General features: G+C 54.0%; 10 protein-coding genes. 7 read left to right on the forward strand and 3 right to left on the reverse strand.

What is annotated here, in order from left to right; genetic code table 11:
* The first annotated feature begins 15 nt into the window (after nt 1–15).
* The 3 genes from thiB to thiQ are packed head-to-tail and all read left to right on the forward strand — an operon-like array spanning nt 16 to nt 3,276.
* Nucleotides 16–999 (forward strand): thiamine ABC transporter substrate binding subunit, encoded by a 984-nt coding sequence (gene thiB / locus M4I31_RS19820; RefSeq protein WP_085048319.1) that lies wholly within the window; start codon nt 16–18, stop codon nt 997–999.
* A complete protein-coding gene (gene thiP, locus M4I31_RS19825; protein ID WP_038637161.1) occupies nt 975–2,585 on the forward strand; it encodes a thiamine/thiamine pyrophosphate ABC transporter permease ThiP in 1,611 nt (536 codons plus the stop codon). Before thiB ends, thiP begins: the two co-directional genes overlap by 25 nt.
* Nucleotides 2,569–3,276, forward strand: coding sequence for a thiamine ABC transporter ATP-binding protein ThiQ (gene thiQ, locus M4I31_RS19830; RefSeq protein ID WP_085048320.1), 708 nt, complete (start codon nt 2,569–2,571; stop codon nt 3,274–3,276). The genes thiP and thiQ overlap by 17 nt, the downstream gene beginning before the upstream one ends.
* A 38-nt stretch (nt 3,277–3,314) precedes the next feature.
* Here thiQ and M4I31_RS19835 read toward each other — a convergent pair whose 3' ends face one another.
* Together M4I31_RS19835 and araC are read right to left on the reverse strand one after the other, a co-directional pair.
* On the reverse strand, nt 3,315–4,082 hold the full coding sequence (locus M4I31_RS19835) for a DedA family protein (RefSeq protein ID WP_085048321.1): 768 nt from the start codon (nt 4,080–4,082) through the stop codon (nt 3,315–3,317).
* Nucleotides 4,083–4,201: 119 nt separating this feature from the next.
* The gene (araC, locus tag M4I31_RS19840; RefSeq protein WP_006686679.1) at nt 4,202–5,047 is read right to left on the reverse strand and encodes an arabinose operon transcriptional regulator AraC; all 846 of its coding nucleotides are present in this window, start codon (nt 5,045–5,047) and stop codon (nt 4,202–4,204) included.
* A 340-nt stretch (nt 5,048–5,387) separates the two neighbouring features.
* Between araC and araB the strand changes: the two genes are divergently transcribed.
* The 3 genes from araB (at nt 5,388) to araD (ending at nt 9,403) form a co-directional block, all read left to right on the forward strand.
* On the forward strand, nt 5,388–7,097 hold the full coding sequence (gene araB / locus M4I31_RS19845) for a ribulokinase (RefSeq protein WP_085048322.1): 1,710 nt from the start codon (nt 5,388–5,390) through the stop codon (nt 7,095–7,097).
* Between the two features lie 10 nt (nt 7,098–7,107).
* Complete coding sequence (gene araA, locus M4I31_RS19850) at nt 7,108–8,610, forward strand: L-arabinose isomerase (protein WP_069324068.1); 1,503 nt, start codon at nt 7,108–7,110, stop codon at nt 8,608–8,610.
* Nucleotides 8,611–8,707: 97 nt separating this feature from the next.
* The gene (araD, locus tag M4I31_RS19855; RefSeq protein WP_085048323.1) at nt 8,708–9,403 is read left to right on the forward strand and encodes an L-ribulose-5-phosphate 4-epimerase; all 696 of its coding nucleotides are present in this window, start codon (nt 8,708–8,710) and stop codon (nt 9,401–9,403) included.
* Nucleotides 9,404–9,445: 42 nt separating this feature from the next.
* On the opposite strand, the gene M4I31_RS19860 is transcribed toward araD, so the two are convergent.
* Nucleotides 9,446–9,829: a DUF4751 family protein gene (locus M4I31_RS19860; RefSeq protein ID WP_069324070.1), complete on the reverse strand. Its 384-nt coding sequence runs from the start codon at nt 9,827–9,829 to the stop codon at nt 9,446–9,448.
* A 597-nt stretch (nt 9,830–10,426) separates the two neighbouring features.
* On the opposite strand from M4I31_RS19860, the gene polB reads away from it, so the two are divergent.
* Complete coding sequence (gene polB, locus M4I31_RS19865) at nt 10,427–12,778, forward strand: DNA polymerase II (RefSeq protein ID WP_085048324.1); 2,352 nt, start codon at nt 10,427–10,429, stop codon at nt 12,776–12,778.
* The last annotated feature ends 61 nt before the right edge of the window (nt 12,779–12,839 follow it).

Raw genomic sequence — 12,839 nt, forward strand, 5'->3', positions numbered from 1 at the left:
CTCTTGAGGTGCAAAGTGTTTAAAAAATGTCTTCCGCTTTTACTGCTGTGCGCAGTGCCTGCCTTCGCCAAACCGGTACTGACCGTCTATACCTACGATTCGTTCGCTGCGGACTGGGGGCCTGGCCCGACAATCAAAAAAGCCTTTGAAGCTGACTGCAACTGCGAACTGAAGCTGGTCGCGTTGGAAGATGGCGTCTCGCTGCTTAACCGCCTGCGCATGGAAGGAAAAAACAGCAAAGCCGACGTCGTGCTGGGACTGGATAACAACCTGCTGGAAGCCGCCACGCAAACCAAACTGTTCGCCAAGAGCAATGTCGCAAACGACGCCGTTGACGTACCCGGCGGCTGGAAAAATGACATCTTTGTCCCGTTTGATTACGGCTACTTCGCTTTTGTCTATGATAAAAACAAGCTGAAAAATCCGCCAAAGAGCCTGAAAGAACTGGTCGAAAGCGATCAGAAATGGCGCGTCATTTATCAGGATCCACGCACCAGCACGCCAGGGCTGGGCCTGCTGTTATGGATGCAAAAAGTCTATGGCGACAAAGCACCGGAGGCGTGGCAGAAACTGGCAGCCAAAACCGTCACCGTCACCAAGGGCTGGAGCGAAGCCTACGGCCTGTTCCTGAAAGGTGAAAGCGATCTGGTACTGAGCTACACCACCTCTCCGGCCTATCACATCATTGACGAGAAAAAAGATAACTACGCCGCCGCCAACTTTAGTGAAGGTCACTATTTGCAGGTGGAAGTCGCCGCCCGCACCGCGGCCAGCAAGCAGCCGGAACTGGCTGAGAAGTTCCTCAAGTTTATGGTGTCTCCGGCATTCCAGAATGCCATTCCGACCGGCAACTGGATGTATCCGGTGACGCAGGTTGCTCTCCCATCAGGATTTGAGCAACTGAAGAAACCGGCCACCGCGCTGGAATTTACCCCGCAGCAGGTTGCGGCTCAGCGTCAGACATGGATTAGCGAATGGCAACGCGCCGTCAGCCGTTAATTCCCGGCTGGCTGGTTCCAGGGCTTTCTGCCGCCACGCTGATGGTCGCAGTAGCCCTGGCCGCGTTTCTGGCGCTATGGTTTAACGCCCCACAAGGAGAATGGCTCTCGCTGTGGCGAGACGACTACCTGTGGCACGTGGTGCGTTTTTCTTTCTGGCAGGCTTTTTTATCCGCAGTGTTGTCGGTTGTCCCGGCAATTTTCCTTGCCAGAGCACTTTATCGCCGCCGTTTCCCCGGACGTCTGGCGCTGCTACGCCTGTGCGCGATGACGCTAATCCTGCCGGTGTTGGTCGCGGTCTTTGGCATTCTCAGCGTGTATGGCCGTCAGGGCTGGTTAGCCTCACTCTGGCAGATATTCGGGCTGGAGTGGACGTTTTCGCCGTACGGTTTGCAGGGTATTCTGCTGGCGCACGTTTTTTTCAATCTGCCGATGGCCAGCCGTCTGCTGTTGCAGTCGCTGGAAAATATTCCCGGTGAACAGCGACAGTTAGCCGCTCAGTTGGGTATTCGCGGCTGGCATTTCTTCCGCTTTGTCGAATGGCCATGGTTACGCCGTCAGATCCTTCCCGTCGCCGCGCTCATCTTTATGCTGTGCTTCGCCAGCTTCGCCACCGTTTTGTCGCTGGGTGGCGGGCCGCAGGCCACCACCATTGAGCTGGCTATCTATCAGGCGCTGAATTTCGATTACGATCCCGCCCGTGCCGCTATGCTGGCGTTGATCCAGATGCTGTGTTGTTTAGCGCTGGTGCTCCTCAGTCAACGCCTGAGCCGCGCTATTGCGCCCGGCACCACGCTGGTTCAGGGCTGGCGCGATCCCGACGATCGTCTGCACAGCCGTCTGGCAGACTCGTTGCTGATTTTCCTGGCCCTGTTGCTGTTGCTGCCGCCGCTGTTGGCAGTGATTGTCGATGGTCTTAACCGCCAGGTTCTGGATGTGCTTATGCAGCCGGTTCTGTGGCAGGCGTTGGGAACTTCACTGCGCATCGCGCTGGCGGCAGGGGCATTGTGCGTGATACTCACCATGATGCTGTTATGGAGCAGTCGCGAACTGCGCGCCCGACAGCAGGTGCTGGCAGGCCAGGTACTGGAGCTTAGCGGCATGATGATCCTCGCCATGCCGGGCATCGTGTTGGCAACCGGCTTCTTTCTGCTGCTCAATAACACAGTTGGTCTCCCCGAATCCGCCGACGGCATTGTGATTTTCACCAACGCGCTGATGGCGATCCCTTACGCGCTGAAGGTACTGGAAAACCCAATGCGTGACGTGACCGCACGCTACAGTATGTTGTGCCAGTCGTTGGGAATTGAGGGATGGTCGCGGCTGAAAGTGGTTGAACTGCGGGCACTGAAACGTCCGCTGGCGCAGGCGATGGCTTTTGCCTGCGTACTGTCGATTGGCGATTTTGGCGTGGTGGCGTTATTTGGCAATGAGGATTTCCGCACCTTGCCGTTTTATCTATATCAGCAGATTGGATCTTATCGCAGTCAGGATGGCGCGGTTACGGCGCTCTTGCTGCTGATCCTGTGTTTTACGCTGTTTACCGTTATTGAGAAATTGCCGGGTAGAAATGTTAAAACTGATTGATATCACATGGCTTTACCACCATTTGCCCATGCGCTTTACGTTGTCGGTCTCGCGCGGTGAGCAGGTCGCAATACTCGGACCCAGCGGCGCCGGGAAAAGTACGCTATTGAATCTGATTGCCGGCTTTCTTGCGCCTGCCAGCGGCACAATGATGATTGAAGGTGAAGATCACACCGCAACGCCCCCTTCGCGTCGTCCCGTTTCCATGCTGTTTCAGGAAAACAATCTGTTCAGCCATCTGAGCGTGTGGCAAAACATCGGCCTGGGTCTTGATCCGGGTTTAAAACTGAACGCGCTTCAGCGGGAGAAAATGCACAACATCGCCCGGCAAATGGGGCTCGATTCACTGCTGGAGCGACTCCCCGGTGAGCTTTCCGGCGGCCAGCGACAACGTGTGGCGCTGGCGCGTTGTCTGGTGCGCGAGCAACCCATATTGCTGCTCGATGAACCGTTCTCTGCGCTCGATCCCGCGCTGCGTCAGGAGATGTTAACCCTGGTCGCCGAGGTCTGCCGTGATAAGCAGCTTACGCTGCTGATGGTTTCCCACAGCGTCGAAGATGCGGCGCGAATTGCGCCCCGGTCAATCGTGGTCGCCGACGGACGCATTGCGTGGCAAGGCAAAACAGACGAGCTACTAAGCGGTCAAGCCAGCGCCTCAGCGCTGTTAGGCATCAAGCCTCATATTTCGTAGGCCGGATAAGGCGAAGCCGTCATCCGGCAAGGGAATCGTTAGTAACCCACAACTTTGCGCAGAATATCGATATACACCGGCATCAGCGGGTGACGCAACAGCGCCGCCAGCGCGACCACGCCGATCCCGAGCGTCAACGGCGCCAGATACAGTAAACGGCTGCGGGGGAAATACGCAGTTAAACGATCGACTGCCGCTTTGCCGCTGCGCCACAGCCGCCAGCATAACCAGCCTCCAACCCACAGCAGCAACGCCGTCGCCAGCAGCAGCCATTTGAAATCTCCGCTCTGCATATCGGAAGGAATATCGATTGCCGCGCCCGCCAAAATACCCGGCAGGAAATAGAACGGCGGCCACAGCACGCAGCCAATAATATTCGGGACTATAAATTTTGCGACAGGCAGATCCAGCATACCCGCCACCATCGGCACCAGCGGACGCGTTGGGCCGACAAAACGGCCCACCAGAATGGTAAACATGCTGTGCTGATGCAGCGCATGCTCGGTTTTATCCAGCAGCGCCTTGTTCTTTTTCATGAACGACCAACGGTGCAGCGGCTTTTTAAAGCGCCAGCCCAACCAGAAGGAGATCCAATCCCCCAACAGGCAACCAACGATACCCGCAAGCCAGGCATGCCAGAAATTCAGTTCGCCACTGCCAATCAGCGCCCCCAGCCCCGCCATCATCACGGTGCCAGGCAGAATCAGACCAACCAGCGCCAGAGACTCCAAAAAGGCCACCAAAAGTACGGCGATCAGAGAGTACAGGGCGGACTGGAGGATAAAGTGTTCCAGCAATGCTTGCATAATGTGTCCGTCAGATTTACGAAGCAGGGATTTTGATAACCCTTCTCAACTTCGTCAAGCCATCAATTGTCTGAATAGATTGCCAGTTATGACAACTTTCAGGACACATCATTCACTTTTTATTCACATCCAGCACGGAACTCGCTCGGACTGGCGCCGGTACATTTTTTGAAAACGCGAGAGAAATAGAGCTGGTCATCAAAGCCGACGTTGCGACCCACCGTGGCGATAGGCATTCGTGTGGTACTCAGCAGTAGCTTCGCCTGACTGATTCGCTGATCCTCACGCCAGCTTAATACGCTGATGCCCAATTGCTGGCGGAACAGGTGTGACAAACGGGAAGGCGACAGGCAGACGTGCTGTGCGACGCTGGCAATATCAAAATTGCTGTCCGCCAGATGATCGCTAATGTACTGACAGGCATCACGAACGCGGTTGTCCATTGGCGGGTGCAGCGACTCATTAATGGCTTCCATACGTCGGAGTAACAATTGCTCCAGCAAATTAATCGCCAGCAGTTCGGAATAGCGTCCCTCTCCCTGCCCGGCATTGATGATCTGCCCAAACAGTTCGTTGAAATGCGGTTGATGCGCTTCATCAGGGCGAAAGAAACCGGTCTGGGCAAAAATGGCCGGCCAGGCCAGCCACTCCTGCCAGTAAGCGCGTGGCCGGAAGTAGACCCACTGGTGATACCACTCGCTGGCGTCAGGATGGCGTCCGTAGTGGTGAATTTCGCCAGGCGGAAACAGCAAAATATCGCCAGGTCGACAGACAAACTGCTTGCCCTGATTATTAATGACCCCTTCCCCACGAATAGTGAGATTGAGGATATAGCCTTTCATCCCCAGCGGCCGGTCGATAAAAAAATCCAGGTATCCGTTCGCCTCAATGGGGGTCAATCCAGCCACCAAATGTGCGTTAAACGAATAGCCCGGCAGGAGGGGATCGTTTTGCGTTTCAGCCATAATTTCAATACTCCCTGGGTTCTGCTAAGAAACAATTTGTCCATATTACGCCAGACATCATCGCCGTCGTCCCGGCGGGCCACAGTTGTTTGCGGTAATGGACCATCAACCCCGCTTGTGAAAAGCAATTTGTAAAAAACATGTACCACGCCAACGTCAAAATCGGCTAACAAAAGTGTCTATAACTACGGCAGAAATGTCCACATTGATTATTTGCACGGCGTCACACTTTGTGATGCCACAGCATTTTAGTCCATAAGATTAGCGAATCCTGCCTGACGGTTTTTATCCCTGGTCACTACTGTTTATCCATACCCGTATTTTTGGATGGAGTAAGACGATGGCGATTGCAATTGGCCTCGATTTTGGTAGTGATTCGGTACGCGCTTTGGCGGTGGAATGTGCCACTGGTGAAGAAATCGCCACCAGCGTTGAGTGGTACCCACGTTGGCAGGAAGGGCAGTTTTGCGACGGCCCAAACAACCAGTTTCGCCATCATCCGCGCGACTACATTGAATCCATGGAAGCGGCGCTGAAAACCGTACTCGCCGAACTGAGCGCGGAACAACGCGCAGAAGTGGTCGGGATTGGCGTTGACAGTACCGGCTCAACCCCGGCGCCTATCGATGCCGACGGCAACGTACTGGCGCTGCGCCCGGAGTTTGCGGAAAACCCGAATGCTATGTTTGTTCTGTGGAAAGATCACACTGCGGTAGAAGAAGCCGAAGAAATTACTCGCCTGTGCCACACGCCAGGCAAGATCGATTACTCCCGCTATATTGGCGGTATTTATTCCAGCGAATGGTTCTGGGCAAAAATCCTGCACGTGACTCGCCAGGACCACGCGGTCGCCGAGGCGGCGGTCTCATGGATTGAGCTGTGTGACTGGGTTCCGGCCCTGCTCTCCAATACTGTGCGCCCCCAGGATATTCGTCGCGGTCGCTGCAGCGCCGGGCATAAATCCCTGTGGCATGAAAGCTGGGGGGGGCTGCCGCCAGCCAGTTTCTTTGACGAACTCGACCCCATCCTCAACCGCCATCTGCAATACCCAATGTTTAGCGACACCTTCACGGCGGACCTGCCGGTTGGCACTCTGTGTGCCGAGTGGGCGCAGCGCCTGGGTCTATCGGAAAGCGTGGTGATTTCAGGCGGCGCTTTTGACTGCCATATGGGCGCGGTCGGCGCAGGCGCACAGCCCAATACGCTGGTGAAAGTCATCGGCACGTCTACCTGCGACATTCTGATTGCCAATAAACACAGCGTTGGCGAACGCGCGGTGAAAGGCATTTGCGGGCAGGTTGATGGCAGCGTGGTGCCGCATTTTATCGGTCTGGAAGCGGGGCAATCTGCTTTCGGCGACATCTATGCCTGGTTTAGCCGCGTGTTGAGCTGGCCGCTGGAACAGCTTGCCGCGCAGCACCCGGAACTGAAAACCCAGATTAAAGCCAGCCAAAAACAGCTGCTGCCAGCGCTCACCGAAGCCTGGGCGAAAAATCCGTCGCTGGATCACCTGCCGGTGGTGCTCGACTGGTTTAATGGTCGTCGTACGCCGAATGCCAACCAGCGTCTGAAAGGCGTCATTACCGACCTGAATCTGGCAACCGATGCGCCAGCGCTGTTCGGTGGTCTGATCGCCGCCACGGCCTTTGGCGCGCGCGCCATCATGGAATGCTTCACCGAACAAGGCATTGCGGTTAACAACGTCATGGCGCTCGGCGGTATCGCGCGTAAAAACCCGGTCATCATGCAGGCCTGCTGCGACGTGCTAAACCGTCCGCTGCAGATTGTCGCTTCAGACCAGTGCTGCGCGCTCGGTGCGGCTATCTTCGCCGCCGTTGCCGCGCAGGTCCATGCAGACATTCCAGCCGCCCAGCAACACATGGCGAGCGCAGTAGAAAAGACGATGCAACCTCGTCCAGAACAGGCTCAACGTTTTGAACAACTTTACCGCCGCTACCAGCAGTGGGCGGTAAGCGCTGAACAACAATACCTTCCGACTGCCGCTCCGGCGCAACAAGCCCCGGTAGACCTGGCAACCCTGACTCATTAAGGACACGACAATGACAATTTTTAATAACTATGAAGTGTGGTTTGTGATTGGTAGCCAGCACTTGTATGGCCCGGAAACCCTGCGTCAGGTAACCCAACATGCCGAGCACGTTGTTAACGCACTGAATACGGAAGCTAACCTGCCCTGCAAACTGGTGTTAAAACCGCTGGGTACTTCACCTGACGAAATTACCGCTATCTGTCGTGATGCCAACTATGACGATCGCTGCGCAGGTCTGGTGGTCTGGCTGCACACCTTCTCTCCAGCCAAAATGTGGATTAACGGTCTGACTATCCTCAATAAGCCGCTGATGCAGTTCCACACCCAATTCAACGCCGCCCTGCCGTGGGACAGCATTGATATGGACTTTATGAACCTGAACCAGACCGCACACGGCGGTCGCGAATTCGGCTTCATCGGTGCGCGTATGCGTCAGCAGCACGCCGTGGTCACCGGCCATTGGCAGGATAAGCAGGCGCACGAGCGTATTGGCTCCTGGATGCGCCAGGCGGTGTCCAAACAGGATACCCGCCATCTGAAAGTCTGCCGTTTTGGCGACAACATGCGTGAAGTAGCGGTCACTGACGGCGATAAGGTTGCCGCACAGATCAAATTCGGCTTCTCGGTAAATACCTGGGCCGTGGGCGACCTGGTGCAGGTAGTGAACGCAATTAGTGACGGCGAAATCAACGCGCTGATCGACGAGTATGAAAGCACCTACACCATGACGGCGGCCACACAAGTCCATGGTGAGAAACGTCAGAACGTACTGGAAGCCGCCCGAATTGAACTGGGAATGAAGCGCTTCCTTGAGCAGGGCGGATTCCACGCCTTCACGACGACATTTGAAGATTTGCACGGCCTGAAACAACTTCCGGGTCTGGCCGTACAGCGTCTGATGCAGCAAGGCTACGGCTTTGCGGGCGAAGGCGACTGGAAAACCGCCGCTCTGCTTCGCATCATGAAGGTGATGTCAACCGGTCTGCAGGGCGGCACCTCATTTATGGAGGATTACACCTACCACTTCGAGAAAGGCAACGATCTGGTGCTCGGCTCACACATGCTGGAAGTGTGCCCGTCAATCGCTGTGGAAGAGAAACCGATCCTCGACGTTCAGCACCTCGGCATTGGCGGTAAAGACGATCCTGCCCGTCTGATCTTCAACACCAAAACCGGCCCGGCAGTGGTCGCCAGCCTGATCGATCTCGGCGATCGTTATCGCCTGCTGGTTAACTGCATCGACACGGTGCAAACGCCGCACGACCTGCCGAAACTGCCGGTGGCTAACGCATTGTGGAAGGCCCAGCCGGATCTACCAACCGCATCTGAGGCCTGGATCCTTGCCGGCGGCGCGCACCACACCGTCTTCAGCCATGCGCTGGATCTGAACGATATGCGCCAGTTCGCTGAAATGCACGATATCGAGATCGCAGTGATCGATAACGAGACCCGTCTGCCGGCCTTTAAGGACGCGCTGCGCTGGAACGAAGTGTATTACGGGTTCAAACGTTAATTGGTGAAACGGATTGCCCGGTGGCATTTCATTTACCGGGCCTACAAATCACCGTAGGCCGGATAAGCGAAACGCCATCCGGCATTCAGGAGTTTACATGCTAGAAGATCTTAAACGTCAGGTACTGGAAGCGAATCTGGCACTGCCCAAGCACAACCTGGTGACGCTGACCTGGGGTAACGTTAGCGCCGTCGATCGCGAACGCGGCGTGTTTGTGATTAAACCTTCCGGTGTCGATTACAGCGTCATGACCGCAGACGATATGGTTGTTGTCAGTATCGCCACCGGGGAAGTCGTTGAAGGCACGAAAAAGCCCTCCTCCGATACCCCAACGCACCGTTTGTTATATCAGGCATTCCCGACCATTGGCGGCATTGTTCATACCCACTCGCGCCACGCGACAATCTGGGCGCAGGCGGGTCAGTCGATTCCGGCGACAGGCACCACCCATGCAGACTATTTCTACGGCACCATTCCCTGCACACGTAAAATGACCGAGGACGAAATCAACGGCGAGTATGAGTGGGAAACCGGTAATGTGATCGTTGAAACCTTTGAGAAACAAGGGATTGACGCAGCGCAGATGCCAGGCGTACTGGTGCACTCTCACGGTCCGTTCGCCTGGGGAAAAAATGCCGAAGATGCGGTGCATAACGCCATCGTGCTGGAAGAAGTCGCCTATATGGGGATATTCTGCCGCCAACTCGCGCCGCAGTTGCCGGATATGCAACAAACCCTGCTGGATAAACACTACCTGCGTAAACATGGCGCAAAAGCCTATTACGGTCAGTGAAATGACGCCAGGCGCGTCCGGAAACAATGACGCGCCTTCTTATTATTGAGTTATATATTCCGCAAACGTACTTCGATACACACAATTATTAGCACAAACGTATTTAATCACATTATCATAATGTCCCAGCGCCTCTTCGCCATCCAGAGAATGAAAGAAAATATAATCTGCAATTGTTGACTGCCAGCGTTGGCCGTTCAACAGATAATTAATAACCGTATCACGATGCCCATTTATTCTGTCCTGTCCTTGCCAGTGAAAGAAGGCATTCCCACGATCAATAATCTCAGAGCGCCAGATTTGACCTGACCATGTTCTATACTCAATGTATTGACTTACCGACTTAATAGTCGGGTTACATAGCTGAGTATTAACAAATAAATAGTGGTCATATCCTACCTGTAACGCCTGAGTATAAACATTCATAACACCTCTCCATTTCACAACACACCCAAGCTATTGATATAAAACACCCGAGCCGCCAGATGAATAAAAATTACATCAGGAGATAAAAATCAAATTATGCAGAGAGATATTCCCGACGAAATCGTACCGAAAATCTGTTTTTATCCAGACAATAGTAATCCAATAATATATATTATATTCAACCTGACAACCCGAATGCTTCGATTAAAATAGTTACACTAACCATGAATAAAAACAAATTAAAAAAAGTGTAATTTTTTCTGAACCGAGGGGTAAGTAACAGAATGGGTTGAGCACTATTCTGAAAATGTGAAAAAACTCCTGAAGCAGACTATCAATTTATGGAAAACACATAATCAAAAAGTAGTAATTTAAATAAATAATCAAAACAGACTAATCAAATAATTTACGGAAGTATAACCAGAAACTGTATTCATAAATTAAATAGTTCGACACTGAAATTTTGTACCCGAAAAGAATTTTACTGTCACTGCGACTGCGTCTTACCGCGACTTTTATCTTACAACTGTACAAAATAACAGTACAATCGTGCAATCCAGGCTATAATCATGCCTGGTTTTTTAATGGATACACAGCGTGGCGCAGGCAGGCTTTATTTTAACCCGGCACTGGCGGGACACCCCGCAGGGAACTGAGGTCTCATTCTGGCTGGCGACAGACGACGGGCCGCTGCTGGTCACGCTCGCGCCTCAGGAATCCGTCGCGTTTATACCTGGCAGTCAGGTTCCGCGCGTTACATCATTATTACGTACAGAGAACGGCTATCGCCTGACGCCGCTTCAGCTACAAGATTTCCACCGCCAGCCCGTGTCGGGTCTGTATTGCCGCTCCCACCGCCAGCTTATGCGGCTGGAAAAACTCCTGCGCGAAAACGACATCACCGTTTATGAGGCTGACGTACGCCCGCCAGAGCGATATCTGATGGAGCGCTTTATCACGTCCCCGATCTGGGTCGAAGGCGACAAACATAACGGCACGCTGATTAATGCCCGCCTGAAGCCAAACCCGGACTATCGACCGCCGCTAAAATGGGTATCGCTGGATATCGAAACCACGCGGCATGGTGAACTCTACTGCATCGGTCTTGAAGGCTGCGGGCAGCGTATTGTCTACATGCTCGGCCCGGCAAACGGCGATGCCTCGGCGCTGGATTTTGAACTTGAGTACGTGGCTAGCCGACCGCAGTTGCTGGAAAAGCTCAACGACTGGATTGCCCGTCATGATCCCGATGTCATCATTGGCTGGAACGTGGTGCAATTCGATTTACGCGTCCTGCAAAAGCATGCCGAACGTTATCGCATCCCCCTGCGTTTTGGTCGTGATAATAGCGAACTGGAGTGGCGCGAGCATGGCTTCAAAAACGGCGTGTTCTTCGCGCAGGCCAAAGGTCGACTGATCATTGACGGCATTGAAGCGCTCAAATCCGCATTCTGGAATTTCTCGTCATTCTCGCTGGAAACGGTGTCGCAAGAATTGCTGGGCGAAGGAAAATCGATTGATAACCCGTGGGACCGAATGGACGAAATTGACCGTCGGTTTGCCCAGGATAAACCCGCGCTCGCCACCTACAATCTCAAAGACTGTGAGCTGGTCACGCGTATTTTTCATAAAACCGAGATCATGCCTTTTCTGCTGGAGCGCTCGACGGTCAACGGTCTACCGGTCGACCGTCACGGTGGTTCGGTTGCCGCCTTCGGCCACCTTTACCTTCCGCGCATGCACCGGGCGGGTTACGTGGCGCCAAATCTGGGGGAAGTTCCCGCGCACGCCAGCCCCGGCGGCTATGTGATGGACTCGCGCCCGGGATTGTACGACTCCGTTCTGGTGCTGGATTACAAAAGCCTGTACCCCTCAATTATTCGTACATTTTTGATCGATCCGGTGGGGCTTATCGAAGGGATGGCGCACCCGGATCGGGAGCACAGCACCGAAGGTTTTCTTGACGCCTGGTTCTCACGCGAAAAACACTGCCTGCCGGAGATCGTTACTCAGATCTGGCACGGGCGTGAAGAAGCAAAACGCCACGGGAATAAACCGCTCTCGCAGGCGCTGAAAATTATCATGAATGCGTTTTACGGCGTACTGGGTACTACCGCCTGTCGCTTTTTCGACCCGAGACTGGCCTCATCAATCACGATGCGCGGCCATGCGATCATGCGCCAGACCAAAGCGTTAATTGAGGCCCAAGGCTACGATGTCATCTATGGTGATACCGACTCAACCTTTGTCTGGCTTAAAAAGGCGCACTCAGAAGATGATGCCGCCCGGATTGGCCGAGAACTGGTATGCCATGTCAACTCGTGGTGGGCGCAATCGCTAAAGCAACAAAATCTGACCAGCGCTCTGGAGCTGGAGTTTGAAACCCACTTTTGTCGCTTTCTGATGCCGACTATTCGCGGTGCGGATACCGGTAGTAAAAAGCGTTACGCCGGGATGATTCAGGAAGGGGCTGAACAACGCATGGTGTTTAAGGGGCTGGAAACGGTTCGCACCGACTGGACACCGCTGGCGCAACAATTCCAGCAGGAGCTGTACCTGCGAATTTTTCGTAACGAGCCGTATCAGAAGTTTGTCCGCGAGACCATCGACCGTCTGATGGCAGGTGAACTGGATGCACAACTGGTGTACCGCAAACGCCTGCGCCGCCCGTTAAGTGAATACCAGCGTAATGTTCCGCCACACGTCCGCGCGGCACGACTGGCTGATGAACAGAATATAAAACGAGGTCGCGCGCCACAGTACCAAAACCGTGGCACCATTAAATATGTCTGGACAGTAAACGGCCCTGAACCTGTGGATTATCAGCAATCTGCTCTCGATTATGAGCACTATCTGACCCGTCAGATACAACCGGTTGCCGAGGGAATACTTCCCTTTATCGATGATAACTTTGCTACACTACTCACAGGGCAACTGGGGTTATTTTGACGCGTGACGAAACCGCCGCCATCCAGTACCATAGCGCCCTTTCCATTCCTGGACCCATTTA

The sequence above is a fragment of the Citrobacter sp. XT1-2-2 genome (assembly GCF_023516235.1).
GTDB classification, from domain to species: Bacteria; Pseudomonadota; Gammaproteobacteria; order Enterobacterales; family Enterobacteriaceae; genus Citrobacter; species Citrobacter werkmanii.